13 protein-coding genes are annotated in these 15,216 nt (G+C 60.3%); 11 read left to right on the top strand and 2 right to left on the bottom strand.

Translation table 11 applies throughout. The features are described from left to right. Positions 1-118: 118 nt before the first annotated feature. Positions 119-1,105: a GlxA family transcriptional regulator gene (locus tag AC2FMY_RS02970; RefSeq protein ID WP_480748128.1), complete on the top strand. Its 987-nt coding sequence runs from the start codon at positions 119-121 to the stop codon at positions 1,103-1,105. A gap of 17 nt (positions 1,106-1,122) precedes the next feature. Here the strand turns inward: AC2FMY_RS02970 and AC2FMY_RS02975 are convergent, their stop codons facing one another. Beyond that, a complete protein-coding gene (locus AC2FMY_RS02975; protein ID WP_496744894.1) occupies positions 1,123-2,169 on the bottom strand; it encodes an aldo/keto reductase in 1,047 nt (348 codons plus the stop codon). Positions 2,170-2,282: 113 nt separating this feature from the next. On the opposite strand from AC2FMY_RS02975, the gene AC2FMY_RS02980 reads away from it, so the two are divergent. The 3 genes from AC2FMY_RS02980 to AC2FMY_RS02990 all read left to right on the top strand — a co-directional run bounded on the left by AC2FMY_RS02980 (position 2,283) and on the right by AC2FMY_RS02990 (position 3,892). Next, positions 2,283-2,681 carry a rhodanese-like domain-containing protein gene (locus tag AC2FMY_RS02980; RefSeq protein ID WP_480748126.1) on the top strand — a complete coding sequence of 133 codons (399 nt, stop codon included), beginning with the start codon at positions 2,283-2,285 and terminating at the stop codon, positions 2,679-2,681. Between the two features lie 104 nt (positions 2,682-2,785). Beyond that, complete coding sequence (locus AC2FMY_RS02985; RefSeq protein WP_496744896.1) at positions 2,786-2,983, top strand: hypothetical protein; 198 nt, start codon at positions 2,786-2,788, stop codon at positions 2,981-2,983. Between the two features lie 144 nt (positions 2,984-3,127). Beyond that, positions 3,128-3,892, top strand: a complete 765-nt coding sequence (locus AC2FMY_RS02990; RefSeq protein ID WP_496744898.1) for an ArsR/SmtB family transcription factor — start codon at positions 3,128-3,130, stop codon at positions 3,890-3,892. Here AC2FMY_RS02990 and AC2FMY_RS02995 read toward each other — a convergent pair. Next, positions 3,868-4,791, bottom strand: a complete 924-nt coding sequence (locus AC2FMY_RS02995) for a sulfotransferase domain-containing protein (RefSeq protein WP_496744900.1) — start codon at positions 4,789-4,791, stop codon at positions 3,868-3,870. The two genes, AC2FMY_RS02990 and AC2FMY_RS02995, sit on opposite strands and share 25 nt — an antisense overlap. A 191-nt stretch (positions 4,792-4,982) precedes the next feature. Here AC2FMY_RS02995 and AC2FMY_RS03000 point away from each other — a divergent pair, with 191 nt between their 5' ends. From AC2FMY_RS03000 to AC2FMY_RS03030, 7 genes are all read left to right on the top strand, one after another. Then, entirely contained in the window at positions 4,983-5,603 is a 621-nt protein-coding gene (locus AC2FMY_RS03000; protein ID WP_496744902.1) for an ImuA family protein, read from the top strand. Between the two features lie 59 nt (positions 5,604-5,662). Next, positions 5,663-6,877 carry an MFS transporter gene (locus AC2FMY_RS03005; RefSeq protein ID WP_480748122.1) on the top strand — a complete coding sequence of 405 codons (1,215 nt, stop codon included), beginning with the start codon at positions 5,663-5,665 and terminating at the stop codon, positions 6,875-6,877. Beyond that, a complete protein-coding gene (locus tag AC2FMY_RS03010) occupies positions 6,874-7,473 on the top strand; it encodes a YceI family protein (protein ID WP_496744904.1) in 600 nt (199 codons plus the stop codon). Before AC2FMY_RS03005 ends, AC2FMY_RS03010 begins: the two co-directional genes overlap by 4 nt. Positions 7,474-7,554: 81 nt before the next feature. After that, a complete protein-coding gene (locus AC2FMY_RS03015; protein ID WP_480748120.1) occupies positions 7,555-8,778 on the top strand; it encodes an MFS transporter in 1,224 nt (407 codons plus the stop codon). Positions 8,779-8,893: 115 nt separating this feature from the next. Further along, positions 8,894-10,612, top strand: a complete 1,719-nt coding sequence (metG, locus tag AC2FMY_RS03020; protein WP_496744906.1) for a methionine--tRNA ligase — start codon at positions 8,894-8,896, stop codon at positions 10,610-10,612. Positions 10,613-10,927: 315 nt separating this feature from the next. After that, the gene (locus AC2FMY_RS03025; RefSeq protein ID WP_496744908.1) at positions 10,928-12,028 is read left to right on the top strand and encodes an efflux RND transporter periplasmic adaptor subunit; all 1,101 of its coding nucleotides are present in this window, start codon (positions 10,928-10,930) and stop codon (positions 12,026-12,028) included. Between the two features lie 3 nt (positions 12,029-12,031). Next, positions 12,032-15,178, top strand: a complete 3,147-nt coding sequence (locus AC2FMY_RS03030; protein WP_496806952.1) for an efflux RND transporter permease subunit — start codon at positions 12,032-12,034, stop codon at positions 15,176-15,178. Positions 15,179-15,216 lie beyond the last annotated feature (38 nt).

Below are 15,216 nucleotides of genomic sequence, written 5' to 3' on the forward strand. Positions count from 1 at the left end.
TTTTACCGGCTTGTGCCACGGGTTGTCCCCAGGCTTGTCCCCGGATTCCGATTTGCTTTCGAAGGCGACTCTGGCGCAGCCTTGTGCAAACAACTTGCCAAGATGCGAATCGAACTTGATGAAATCCGCAAAAAACATACTGCAGCCCGAACATCGCGCTTTGAAGACGGCGGTGCTTGTCCTGGATGACTGCAACACGCTCAGCTTTGCCGCCGCCGTCGATCCGATGCGGGCGGCCAATCGCCTTGCCGACCGCCCAGCGTTTGACTGGGACTATGTCACCGCCACACCAGCCCCGGCACAATTGACCAGCGCGCTATCGGTGCCTGGCATCCCATTGGCGCGTCTTGAGGGGTGTGACCTGTTGGTCGTTGTGGCCGGATTCCAGCTTGCCCGCCACGCCACGCCCAGCCTTTTGGCGGGTCTACGCAGGATCGCCTCGACCGGTGCGGCGATGGCAGGGATCGATGGCGGGCCGTGGCTGTTGGCCGAGGCCGGCCTGCTGAACGGCCACACCGCTACGACCCACTGGGAAGACCTCGAGAACTTCGCATCGCGGTTTCCCGAAATCGATGTCCTGCCGGATCGTTTTGCGATTTCCGGCAACCGGATGACCTCGGGCGGGGCCATTCCGGCGATCGAGATGATGCTGCACATCATTGCCGCACGCCATGGCGCGCGATTTGCCTCCCGCGTCGCTGGCCTGTTCCTTTATGACGGCACCTCGGGCCCCTCGCGCCCGCAAAGTCGAATCGGAACACCGCACCGTCACAACGCACTGACGGCCAAGGCTAATGCGTTGATGGAGGCGGCGTTGGACGAACCTATGGCGCTGGCCGAGATTGCCACGACGCTTGGTACAAGTCCGCGCACGTTGCAACAGCAGTTCCGCCTGCGTCTCGACACCACGCCACAGGATCACTATCTGCATTTGCGGCTGGCCGAGGCGCGCCGCCTTGTAACGGATACCGATATGTCTCTGCTGGACGTGGCCCTGGCGACCGGGTTCACTTCGCAATCCAGCTTTGCCCGCGCCTTTCGCACTGCGCACGGGCTGTCGGCGCGGGACCTTCGGCAGGAACGCGCGCAGCCGACACATCACTGAATGCAGGTTGGCCGAGGCTAATAAGGCATCGGATTCGCCCGGTGAGCCCTTGAAATCTCTGCCAAAATGTCGTCAGGCAATATCAGATCAGCGCCGCTCAGAATGTGTTCGAGTTGCACCAGCGTCGTGGCGCCGAAAATCGCCGACATCATGAAAGGCCTTGTCCGGCACCACGCCAACGCCATGTGAACCGGATCGAGGCCGTGCCGGTTCGCGATGTTCAGATAGGCCGCCACGGCTTCGAGTACGCGTGGAGATTTTCTGCCGCCCATCTCAGGAACGAGCGACATGCGCGATCCGGATGGTACAACTCCGTCCTGGTACTTGCCGGTCAGGAAGCCGGCGCCGAGCGGAGAGAACGCCATCAGGCCCACGTCTTCGTTCACGCTCAGCTCCGACATGTCCGTATCGTACAACCTGCAGAGCAGTGAGTATTCATTTTGTACAGATGCGACGCGGGGCAATCCGCGCTCTGCAGCGATCCTGAGCCACTGCGCGGTGCCCCACGCGCTTTCGTTCGACAGGCCAAAGGCGCGGATGTTGCCCTTGTCCACCTGCCGCTGCAGCGCCTCCAGGCAATCCTCCATGTTGGCGACCGTGGATGCGCGATCCTGTTGCGAGGGGTCGTAGTTCCAGTTCTGCCGGAACATGTAGCTGCCCCGGTTCGGCCAGTGAAACTGATAGAGGTCGATATAGTCTGTTCTGAGCCGTCGCAACGAGCCTTCGACCGCCTCGGGAATGGTCTGTCCCGAGATCGGTGCGCCGCCGCGCGCATGCATGAAACCGGCCCCCGAATGCTTGGTGGCCAGGATATAGTCTCCTCGGCGTCCGGGGTTTGCGGCATTCCAGTTTCCGATGATCGCCTCGCTGCCGCCAACGGTTTCCTTGGTGACAGGATTGACTGGATACATCTCGGCGGTGTCCATGAAATTCACACCTGCGGCCAGGGCCATGTCGATTTGCGCATGTGCTTCGGCCTCGGGGGTCTGGGTTCCAAAGGTCATGGTGCCGAGGCACAGGTCGCTGACCTTTATCCCAGAACGGCCCAACGGGTTCATTTTCATCCGGATACCTCTCTGCTCGCACCGGGCAAACCTAACCGACCGATCACGAGGGGCAAGCCCCTTGAGGTTGATCCGGATTTCCGCCAGCTTTTGCCGGTGTGCAGGAGGATGAGATGACGCAGAATATCACCAAGGGGATCAAGACCCTGCTGGCCGAAGCCAATGCGGTCGTGGAAACGATGCCGGTGGCGCAAGCCAAGGAGCTGTACGACGATCCGGCCTATGTCTTTGTCGATCTGCGCGATATCCGCGAGTTGCAGCGGCTGGGTCAGATCCCCGGAGCGTTTTCATGCCCGCGCGGGATGCTGGAATTCTGGATCGACCCGGAAAGCCCCTATCACAAGGAGGTTTTCAATCAGGACAAGACCTATGTCTTTTATTGCGCCAGCGCCTGGCGATCTGCGCTCAGCGCCAAGGTTGCACAGGAAATGGGGCTGAACCCCGTGATGCATCTGGAAGGCGGATTCAGCGAATGGGTGAAACAGGGCGGCGCAATCGAAAACAGAGAATGAGGCCTCACGGGAAATGATTGCAGGGTTCTCACTCCCAACGCCAATTATTGGTACTGGGTCGACTATCCGCAAGAGAAGGAGGCGAATTCGGGAAAGGCTGAGTCATGGCTTTTCGACGTGCGGATTTTGATATCCAAGGGAGCGAAAGCCGAAGATTTTCGAAAGCGGCTGAACCGCTTGCCCAAGGTGTTTCTGAAGTCTCGTTGTGTGGCGAATTTCAGCATCTGCCCTGTCGGTTTGCACTGAGCCAGCAAGAACGCGGCGCTTTCGAATATAAGTCTGCAGAGCAATTGAATGCCTGAGGTTTTGCGTGTGGCCGCGAGGTCGAAGGCTCATTCCATAGGTCGATTTAAGGTCCATATCGTCAAAATGCATTGTCCGGTCCTTTCAGTTCCACCCAATTCATACAGCTTGTTGCGGCACGATATTTCGGTTATGACCGAAATATGAATGGTGTTAACCGGATTGCCGAAATCTGCTCGCTGTTGGGTGAACCTGCCCGCGCGAATTTTATGTATGCCCTGAAGGCGGACGAAGCGATTTCCGCCGGAGAATTGGCCTTGATCGCCGGCGTCGCGAACAGCACGGCCAGTGAGCATCTTTCCAAACTGGTGGAGGCGGGTCTTGTCACTGTCACCAAGAAAGGCAGAACCCGCCTTTTTCGGTTGGCCAGCGAAACCGTTGCCGAAATGCTGGAGAGCGTCGAAGGGCTGGTTCGTGCCGCCGAGACAAACCGACCGAGCGTGCCCGACTGGCGTGAAGTTCATGTCCATGCCCGGCCTTGCATGGATCACATAGCGGGGCGTTTGGGATGTGGCATCGCGGCAAATCTGATGCAGCGTGGTTTTGTGGCGCTGTCCGAGTCGGGCCCTGTGGTGGAAGACGCTGGAATCAAATGGATGGTGGAATTTGGGCTGAATGCACAAGCCGTACTTGGGGGGCCACGCAGAAGTGTCAGTTTTTGCCCCGATTGGGTTGAAAACCTACCTCATCTCGGCGGCGCGCTTGGTGCTGAACTCATGCGGAGTTTCATCGCGCGTGACTGGATACGCCGCGATGTTGCGCAAGGGAAAACCAGCATCACCCCGAAAGGCAGTAACGGGTTCAGAGTAGAATTCGGCCTGAGCCTGCGGGCAACGGCTTGGCCTGCGGGCGAGATCCGGGGTTCTGCTGCCAAGGTTGCCGGTCAGGGAATGCCGCCGCCTTTGTAAAGCCAGTTGACGGCGGCGGCGTCGGGGCAGATGCGGTTTCCCACGGCGCGCAGGTGGGCGGAAATTTCATCGGTCATGCCATCGGACCGGGCTTTGCCCACCTCGCCCTTTCGCATCATGGCACCTGATTTGAGAATGGGAATCCTGCCGGCGGTGTGCGCCTCGAACTTGTCCTCGTGCTTTTTCATCCAGGCGAAGGATGTGTATTCCATGATGCCTGACCATTGATCTTCGTTCGGATGGATGCCCAGAAAGTCCGAAATTTTTCGGATCGAGCCTTTGTGATCCCGTTTCATGTCGGAAAAGTGGATGAGCAGGACATTGCGCTCGTTTCTGAGTGGCCACCAGGCTGCGAGTGTTCCAAAGAAGGCCCCTTGTGTTCCGCGCGGGTCGATGATCTGGGAATAGAATGACGGAAAGTCCGGGCGGGATACTGCGCCCCTTGGGTGCTGCCAGAGGTCGAGCCAGTCGTCCGAGAGTTTTTCGAGGAACGGTCGGAAGGATACCAGCGCCTCTTCAGGGTTGCGAAAGACCACGATGTATTTCACGTCGCGTCCCGCCGCCTGAGCGATGAAGGGGATATTGGGCGGCGCGGAATGCGTTTTGAATGCACGGCGGCGCGTGGTTGGCATTGCGTCGATACGCTCCAGAACCTCCTGATGTGGCTGGCCGGGATATCCCAGCAGTTCGATCCACGGAACTTCTTCGTAGATGTCCCGGAACTCCGCCGTGCCTCCGGTGAACAGCTGATAGACAATGTTCATTGTCCAGGTGGTTCCGCTTTTCGGCGGCACCGAAATCACGACGTCCCCGTCGCGCCAGCCGATCCTTTTCTGGATTTCACGGTCTATCCACGGGTTTCCGCGCGGGGAGGTGGCATTGTCGCTGGGATCATTCATTCTTTGACCTCTCTGTCGGCGGGCCATCCGATTGTGCTGGCATCATCTTGCCGCTCCTGACGCTTTGGGATGCGAAAATCCGGCCGGGAACAGGGCCAGATTACATGCGCTTGGCTGCCCGGCAAACAAAAGGTCGCTTTGGGACGATCATCCCGATTGAGAACAAACAAGGAACACTGTAAACTGTTCCCATGCCGACTCACCTTCTCAGCCGCAGGCCTGCGCGCGATGTGCCGGGGCTTTGCCTGCATCCCCAGATCACCCTGCCGCTGGCGCGCGTGCACGAGGCCTGCGGCCCGGCCCGGCGCAGCTTTGCCCTGTGGCTGGCGGGGCGGATGCAGGGGCCGGTTTTATGGATCTCGCCCGCGTGGGAGAGCGATCAGCTGAACCCCGACGGGATGATGCCCTTCGCCGATCCGGCACGGTTCCTGTTCGTGCGGCCCGGGCGCGCCGATGACCTGCTGTGGTGCATGGAAGAGGCGCTGCGCAGTGGCGCGGTGCCGCTGGTCATCGGCGATCTGCCTGAAGCGCCGGGGCTGACGCCGGTGCGGCGGATGCATCTGGCCGCCGAACAGGGCGGCGCCATGGGGCGGGCGCCTTTGGGGCTGTTGCTGACCCCCGGCGAGGGCGGTGCGCAGGGGATCGAGACGCGCTGGCACATGGCCCCCGCACATCAGGGCACAACCCGGCGCTGGACCCTGACCCGCCGCCGCGCCCGCGCCCTGCCCCCGGTCTCATGGCTGGCCACGCAGACCGGACCGCGTGCGGAGCTGAAGCTTGAGCGCATCGGAGCCGAGCCCCCGACAGGCTGAGCGTTCGGTAACAAAACTTGTGACTGGTCAAACGATCACGTGCTCCTTAGCGTGCGCGCATGACACACCCGATCCACGACAGCCGGTATTCCTGGCTCCGACTGCTGATCACGCTGGCCATCGCCACGGTGGCCAATGTCGGCATGTGGGCCGTCATCGTGGTGATGCCGGATATCGAGGCGCAGTTCGGCGCCGGGCGGGCCGAAGCCTCGCTGCCTTACACGCTGACCATGATCGGATTTGCGCTGGGCAATATGTGGCTGGGGCAACTGGTCGACAGGCTGGGCGTCACCCGAGCGTTGATCGGAGCCGCCATCCTCAGCGCGATCAGCTATGGTCTGGCCACCCTGGCGTCTTCGATGACGATTCTGGCCCTGGTGCATGTGCTGTTGGGGTTGGGCACAGCCATCGGGTTTGGCCCCCTGATCGCCGATATATCGCACTGGTTCATCCGGCGGCGTGGGATTGCGGTGGCGCTGGTGGCAAGCGGCAACTATCTGTCGGGTGCAATCTGGCCCACCCTGCTGGCCGGCACCCTGGCCGAGCACGGCTGGCAGCAGGTTTATCTGAACCTCGCGGGGATCACGTTGGTGGTGGTGATCCCGCTGTCGCTTTTGCTGCGCAAACCGCTGCCGCTGGATGCCCATGACACGGCGGCCAGTGCCGCAAGCCTCAACGCCAAGAGCGCGGGGCTGTCGCCACGGGCGCTGCAATATGTGCTGGGGTTGGCCGGGATCGGCTGCTGCGTTGCCATGTCGATGCCGCAGGTTCACATCGTCGCCTATTGCGTCGGGCTGGGCTATGGCCCGGCCGTGGGTGCCGAGATGCTGTCGCTGATGCTGTTGGGCGGCGTCGTCAGCCGCGTCATCTCGGGGCTTGTCGCCGACAAGCTGGGCGGCGTCCGAACGTTATTGATTGGATCGGTCCTTCAATGCACCGCCCTGTTCCTGTTCCTGCCCTACGACGGGCTGGTTTCGCTTTATCTGGTCAGCGCGTTGTTCGGCCTGTCGCAGGGCGGCATCGTTCCCAGCTACGCCCTCATCGTGCGCGAATACATGCCGCCGCGCGAAGCGGGCGCGCGCGTGGGTTTCGTGATGATGGTCACGATCCTGGGCATGGCGTTGGGCGGCTGGATGTCCGGCTGGATCTACGATCTGACCGGAAGCTATCAGTTGGCCTTTGTCAACGGAATCGCGTGGAACGGGCTGAACATCGTGATCATGATCATGCTGCTGATGCGCTCGCGCCCACGGCGGCAAGAGGTTCTGGCATGAAACCGCGTCTTTCGCGACGCAGTTTTCTGCTCACAGGATCTGCCCTGATGATACCTACCGCCGCCTTTGCAGCCCAGACACGATACGATCTGGAACCAAGCCAATCGGAGGTCGGGTTCTATTTCACCATGGCCGGGACCAACCAGTTCGGAACCATGCCGGTTCGGTCCGCCGACATCCGGATCGACCTGCAGAATCTCGCACGCAGCCAGGTTGACGTGACGGTCGATGTCACCGGCGCAAAGACGATGTTCGGATTTGCCCGCAATGCCATGCTGAGCACACAGGTTCTGAATGCGGCCGAACATCCAGACATTCGTTTCGTTTCGACAAGGATCGAACTGGGCAAAGGCGGCAGACTGTCGGACGGGGCGCGGGTCACGGGCAACCTGACCCTGCGCGGCGTCACACGCCCGGTGACCTTGCAGGCAAACCTTTATCGTCAGGCGGGAAGTTCACCCGACGATCTGGACGAATTGAGCATCCAGTTGCTTGGGCGACTCAGCCGCAGCGCATTCGGGGCGGACGGATTTCCTGAACTGGTGACGGATATTGTGAGTCTGGACATAAAAGCGACAATCAAGCGCGCGAACTAGTCTTCCCATCGTTCAAAACCGACACCATAAAGTCGAGAAACTTCGTGCAATGCAAAACCGAGTGGTCATGTTGGGGGGGCCATGCGTACGATCATTTCTTTTGCCGCCCTTTTTCTGTCCGTCATCCTGTTGCAGCTCTCTACCGGAGGTGTCGGCCCGCTTGATGCGATTTCCGGGCTGACGCTTGACTTCACGACCGAGCAGATCGGTCTCTTGGGTTCGGCCCATTTCTTTGGGTTCTTCATTGGCTGCTGGTGGGCGCCGCGCCTGATGGGGAGCGTCGGCCATTCCCGCGCCTTCGCTGCCTTTACCGCAATGGGCGCAATGGGGTTACTGGGGCATACCCTGACGCAAAACCCGAATGTCTGGGCCATGCTCCGGATCGCCTCGGGCATGTGTGTTGCAGGCAGCTATACGGTGATCGAGGCCTGGCTGAATGCAAAGGTCACCAACGAAACGCGTGGACGCGCGACCGGCATCTATCGCATTGTCGATATGAGCGCGTCGCTCAGCGCCCAGTTGATCATCGCGGTGTTGCCGCCGGCGTCCTATGTTTCGTACAACCTGTTGGCGATCCTGTGCTGCGCGGCATTGTTGCCACTGACATTGACCAAGGCCACCCAACCCGAAACGCCGGACGCGCCGCGTTTGCGGCCCAAGCTGGCCTGGCACTGTTCGCCATTGGCGGTGGCAGGGGTGATCGTGGCGGCGCTGAGCTCGGCTTCGTTCCGGATGGTCGGCCCGGTTTACGGTCAGGGCGTTGGCCTGGGCGTCGACCAGATCGCCTTTTTTCTGGCCTCGTTCGTCCTTGGTGGAGCGCTGGCGCAATACCCAATGGGCTGGCTTGCCGACAAATACGATCGCCGTTGGGTTCTGATCTGGCTTTCGGTCGCAGCCGTTTTCAGTTGCGGCATCACGATGGCGGCCAGCGATACAGGCACCGTGGGTGTCATGCTTGCCGCCGGTTTGTTTGGCTTTACGACGTTTCCGATATTCTCCGTTTCGGCCGCGCACGCGAATGACTTTGCGACATCCGAGCAACGTGTCGAATTGTCGGCTGCGCTGATGTTCTTTTATGCTCTGGGGGCAATCGCCGCGCCCTATGTGGCGTCGTCATTGATCGAGGCCTATGGCCCCAGCGCCTTGTTTGCATTTGTCGCCCTGGGTCATGCGTTCCTGATTGCATTTGGCCTGACCCGGATGCGGGCCCGCCCGACGCCCGAGGACCGCACGCACTATGTCTATTCTCCGCGCACCTCATTTACGGTCGGTCGCCTGCTGAAACGGTCACGCGAAGACGGATGACTGCAGGCCGGTTGCCGTGCCGGGGGCAGGAAACGCGCCCATTGCGCCATGCGGGCTTTTGCTGGGCGGCGACATGGGTTAGACGGTCGCGCAGACAGATACGCGGGTACGACTTATGGCACGGATTCTCATCACCTCGGCGATCCCCTATATCAACGGGATCAAGCACCTCGGCAATCTGATCGGCTCGCAACTGCCTGCCGATCTTTACGCGCGCTATCAGCGCGGCCGGGGCAATGAGGTCATGTTCCTGTGCGCCACGGATGAACACGGCACCCCGGCCGAACTGGCCGCTGCAAAGGCCGGACAGCCGGTTGCGGAGTATTGCGCCGAGATGCATGGTGTTCAATCCGACATCGCCCAGCGCTTTGGCCTGAGCTTTGATCATTTCGGCCGCTCCTCCAGCCCGCAGAACCACAAGCTGACCCAGCATTTCGCCGGCAAGCTGGCGGAGGCGGGGCTGATCCGCGAGGTGACCGAAAAACAGGTCTATTCCAATGCCGATGGCCGGTTCCTGCCTGATCGCTATATCGAGGGCACCTGCCCCAATTGCGGATATGAGCGCGCACGCGGCGACCAGTGCGAGAACTGCACCAAGCAGCTGGACCCGACCGATCTGATCGAACCGCGCAGTGCGATTTCCGGCTCGACCGATCTGGAGGTGCGGGAGACCAAGCACCTGTATCTGCGCCAGTCGGCGATGAAGGATCAGCTGGACGCGTGGATCGACGGCAAAACCGACTGGCCGGTGCTGACCACCTCGATCGCCAAGAAATGGCTGCATGATGGCGACGGGCTGCAGGATCGCGGCATCACCCGCGATCTGGACTGGGGTATTCCGGTCAGGAAGGGCGATGCGGACTGGCCGGGCATGGAGGGCAAGGTTTTTTACGTCTGGTTCGACGCGCCCATCGAATATATCGCCTGTGCGGGTGAATGGGCCGAGGCCAATGGCAGGGCGGATGCCGACTGGGAGCGCTGGTGGCGCACCGACAAGGGCGCCGACGACGTGCGCTATGTTCAGTTCATGGGCAAGGACAACGTGCCCTTCCACACACTCAGCTTTCCGGCAACCATCCTCGGGAGTGGCGAGCCGTGGAAACTGGTCGATCACCTGAAATCGTTCAACTATCTGAACTATGACGGTGGTCAGTTCTCGACCAGCCAGGGGCGCGGTGTATTCATGGATCAGGCGCTGGAGATCCTGCCGGCCGACTACTGGCGCTGGTGGCTGTTGAGTCACGCGCCCGAAAGCAGCGACAGCGAGTTCACCTGGGAAAACTTTCAGGCGTCGGTGAACAAGGATCTGGCGGATGTTCTGGGCAATTTCGTCAGCCGCATCACCAAGTTCTGCCGCTCGAAATTTGGCGAAGAGGTACCATCAGGTGGCACGTATGGCGAGCGCGAACAGGCGTTGATTGCGGACCTGACCGCGCGCGTGCGGGCCTATGAGGGCCATATGGAAGCGATGGAGGTCCGCAAGTCGGCGCAGGAATTGCGCGCAATCTGGGTGGCAGGCAACGAATACCTGCAAGCCGCCGCCCCTTGGTCGACCTTCAAGGAGGACCCGGAACAGGCGGCCGCGCAGGTGCGTATGGGGCTGAACCTGATCCGCCTCTACGCGGTTCTGAGCGCGCCGTTCATTCCGCACAGCGCCGCCAAGATGCTGTCGGCCATGAACACGCTGGATACCGCATGGCCCGAAGACGTGGCGCAGGCATTGACCGCGTTACCTGCAGGCCACGAGTTCGCTGTCCCTGACGTTCTGTTCGCCAAGATCACCGACGAGCAACGCGAAGATTGGCAGACCCGTTTTTCGGGCCAGCGCGACTGACGGGCCTAGCAGAAGGTCTCATTCGACATATCTGGACGAGATAAGAGCCCCGGCGTTGTGCCGGGGCTTTTTTTGTGCCGTCATCCTCAAGTTTCCGGTTTTCCCTGACGTTTCAATGATCAGTCGGGCAAGGTTGACTTGAGAAATCGCGAGAATGCCGTCATCCTGACATGGATTCTATTCGGCTTGGCCTCGTGCCAGGCAATCCTATCACTTTTAACGAACAGACAACGAGGCCCCGGAATGCCATTTGCTTCGCCACTTTCTTTCACCAACGGCGGCCCTGCGTCACGAGGCCTTTGGATTGGTGCCTTGATGACTTGTGCGCTAGCCGGGTCGGCCCTGTCGCAACAGGACGAACAGGCACAAGCACCAAAAGTTTCCATCGCGGCGGCTTACAGCGAGGAGATCGTCGATGAGGCGGAGTTCATTGGCCGGGGCGAAGCCATCGACAAGGTCGACATCGTTGCCCGGGTTAACGGCTTTTTGCAAAAGCAGTTGGTGGAGGACGGTTCGGCGGTCGAGAAAGGCGAGTTGCTGTTCGAAATCGAACCGGATCTTTACGAGGCGACATTGCAGTCGCGAAAGGCCGATCTGGACAAGGCCGATGCCAATCTGGAACTGGCAAGGGTCGATCTGGCACGGAAATCGGAGTTGTTGAAGCGCGAGGCTGTTCCGGAATCCGAGGTCGACATCGCCAAAGCGAACGAGCTGGTCGCAGAGGCGGCCGTCAAGGCGGCCAAGGCAGCGATCCAGCAAGCCGAACTTGATCTGAGTTATACCAAGATCAGCGCCCCATTTCCCGGCCGACTGGGCCGCGTAACAACAAGCGTGGGTGATGTCGTGGGCCCAAACAACCCTCCATTGGTCACCTTGGTCCGCGAAGCCCCGATTTACGTCAGCTTCTCTTTGAATGAAAAGCAACTGGTCGATGTCCTTGAAAAGTTCGACGAATCCAGTGGCACGTTGAGCGAAAACCCCAAAAGCCCCGAAGTCCATGTCGATCTTCCAAACGGGTCCGAACTGGATGAGACCGGGCGGATCGTTTTCATCGACAACAGGATCGATCCCCTGACAGGCGCGGTGCTGGTTCGCGCGGAATTCGAAAATTCGTCTCGCCTGATCGTGGATGGCGCTTACCTGAATGTGCGTATTCAGGCGCTGGAACCTACATTGCGCACTCTCATTCCACAGGCGGCCCTGCAACGGGACCAGCGTGGCGATTTCGTTCTGGTGGTCAACGACAAGCAGATGGTCGAACAGCGCTATATCACCACCGGTGACACCGTGGGCAGCGCGATCATCGTTCTGGATGGCCTGCGCGAAGGCGAAAGCGTGATTGTCGAAGGCCTGCAGCGGGTTCGCCCGGGCGTTGCGGTCGATGCCGTGGTGGCATCCGAGTCGGGCGGGGAATAAGCGATGTTCTCAGCCTTGTTCATAAGCCGGCCCAAGCTGGCGCTTGTCATTTCGCTGGTGCTGACGATCATGGGGGGCATCGGGTATATGGTTCTGCCGGTTGCGCAGTTTCCCGACATCACCCCCCCGGTCGTGAGTGTATCCGCCAACTATACAGGCGCAAACGCGGAAACCGTCGAAAACGCCGTTGCGGCGCCGATCGAGGCGCAGGTCAACGGGGTGGACGACATGATCTATATGACGTCGACCTCGGCGGACAACGGATCATATTCCCTGAACGTCACTTTCGAAGTTGGCACCGACCCCGACATCGCCTCGGTCAACGTGCAAAACCGGGTGGCACAGGCCATCGCCTCGTTGCCGGCCGAAGTGACATCGTCGGGCGTTGTCACGCAAAAGGCCTCGACCAACATGCTGATGGCGGTCACGCTGACATCGCCCAACGAAACCTATGACAGCGTGTTTCTGTCAAACTATGCCTCGATCAACCTCAAGGACGCGCTGGCGCGGATTCAGGGCGTGGGCAAGGCCGATGTTCTGACCAATCTTGAATACGCCATGCGCATGTGGATGAACCCGGACAAGATGGCGGCGCTTTCGATCACGCCCGGAGACCTTATTGCCGCAATCCGGGAACAGAACATCGAAGTCTCGGCCGGTTCCATCGGCTCGCCCCCCGTCCCGGAGGGGCAGACCTTTCAATACACGATCAAGTCGAAGGGGCGGCTGAGCACCCCCGAAGAGTTCGGCAACATCGTTGTCAGAACTGGTGAAGCCGGTGCCATCGTGCGCGTCAGGGACATCGCCCGCGTTGAGCTGGGGGCACAATTCTACAGCGCGTCGGGATACTATCAGGGGCTTCCCGCGACCGTTCTGGGCATCTATCAGGCCCCCGGTGCAAATGCCCTGGCCGTCGCGGAACGGGTGGAGACGGAACTGGAACGCCTGTCCCGCGCCTTTCCGGCTGATCTGGAATACGAGATTCCGTTCAAGACGACGGATTTCGTCGAGCAATCTCTGAACGACGTTGTGTCAACCCTGATCCTGACCTTCATTCTGGTGATTTCAGTCGTTTTCATTTTTCTCGGCTCATTCAGGGCAACGATCATACCGGCGGTGGCCATCCCGGTTTCACTGATCGGAACGTTCGCGTTTCTGCTGGCGTTTGGCATGTCGCTCAACACGATCTCGCTTTTTGCGCTGGTTCTAGCCATCGGGATCGTCGTGGATGATGCCATCGTCGTGGTCGAAAATGTCGAACGCATCATAGCCGAAGAAGGACTGAGCCCGCCCGAGGCCACCCGCAAGGCGATGGGCCAGATCACCGGACCGGTGATCGCCACCACACTGGTTTTGTTGGCGGTATTCGTTCCGGTGACGTTCATGCCTGGCATATCGGGGCGGCTATATTCGCAGTTTGCCGTGACGATTTCGACCGCTGTTGTGATATCGTCGATCAACGCTTTGACCCTGTCCCCTGCCCTCTGCGGGTTGGTTCTGAAAGCGCGCTCGGGCCCGCCGACGGGATTGCTGGCGGTGTTCGAAAGGTTCATTGGCGGCATGCGGGGCGGCTATACCGCCATCGTTCGGCGCCTGCTGCGCATTCCCGTGATTTCGCTGGGCATCATTGCCGCCATTGCGCTGGGTGCGGGTGCAATCATGGGGAACACCTCGAAAGGGTTCATTCCGCTTGAGGACAACGGCTATCTGTTTGTCGATATCCAACTGCCCGACGCGGCGACGCTGGAGCGGACGGAAACGGTCACTGCGCGTGTGAACGACCAGTTCCGCCAGCTTGACGGGGTGGCCAACACTGTTCTGGTCAACGGGTTTTCGTTGCTCAACGGGCTCACCGCCAATGGCGCGATGATCATCGTGAACCTCGACAACTGGAACGACCGGCAGGAGGGGGATCTGAGCGCCAACGCGATCCTGCGGAAAATCCTGGGCATCGCGAACCAGGAATCCGCTGCCTCGATCGTGGCCTTCAACCCGCCGCCGATCCAGGGCCTTGGCATGTCTGCCGGGGTCGAGATGGAGGTGCAGCAGACCGGCGGCGGCAGCGCGCAGGATCTGGCCTCGGCGGTCGGGTCGTTCGTTTATTCAGTGAACCAGCGGCCCGAAATCGCGCAATCCTACACCACGTTCCGAGCCAACGTGCCCCAGCTTTTCGTCGATCTGGATCGGGAAAAGGCCAAGACATTGCAGGTCTCGGTCGCCGAGATATTTCAGACCATGCAGGCGCAGCTGGGTTCCTATTATGTCAACGATTTCAACCTTTATGGCCGCGTCTATCGGGTGATGATCCAGGCCGAAGGAAGCTATCGCGACAAGGTCGAGGATATCTCGAACCTTTTTGTGCGGTCGACCAAAGGAGAGATGGTTCCGCTGGGAACGCTGGTTGATGTCGAAAACGTCCTGGGGCCTGTCCTGTTGAAACGGCACAACCTGTTCCGTTCGGCAACAGTGACCGCTGTGCCGGCGCCGGGATTGTCTTCGGGCGACGCTATCCGGGTCATGACCGAGGAGTCGGCGACCGCCCTGCCCTCGGGCTATGCATTCGAATGGACGGGAACGGCGCAACAGCAATTGGCGTCTGGCAATCTGGTGGTGATCATTCTGGGGCTTGCGGTACTGTTCGGCTATCTGTTCCTGGTGGGACAGTACGAGAGCTGGACGATGCCCGTCTCAATCCTGTTATCCGTTATCGTGGCATTGTTCGGGGCGGTGGCGGCGGTCGCCATCGTGGGCAGCGACATCAATCTTTATACGCAGATCGGGATGATCATGCTGGTGGGGCTGGCCTCGAAAAACGGCATTCTGATCGTGGAGTTCGCGATGGAGCAGCGGGCCAAGGGCCTGTTGATCCGTGAAGCCGCGGCAGAGGCCGCTCATCAGCGTTTCCGCGCGGTTATGATGACGGCGCTGTCGTTCCTGCTGGGGGTCGTTCCGTTGCTGGCCGCAAATGGCGCCGGAGCCGCCAGTCAGAAGGCCATCGGCGTTGCGGTTTTCGGCGGGATGCTGGCCGCCACAATCGTCGGTGTGATTTTGGTGCCGGTGCTTTATGCGGTGATGCAGGGCCTGCGTGAATGGGTCAAAGGCACGAAAGACACCAATCCCGGAGACGAGGCGACGCCTCCGACGGCCTGATCATTGAGGCGACGGCAGGGGTTGCACCCTTGCCGCCG

Source organism: Ruegeria sp. YKSE079, from assembly GCF_059612845.1.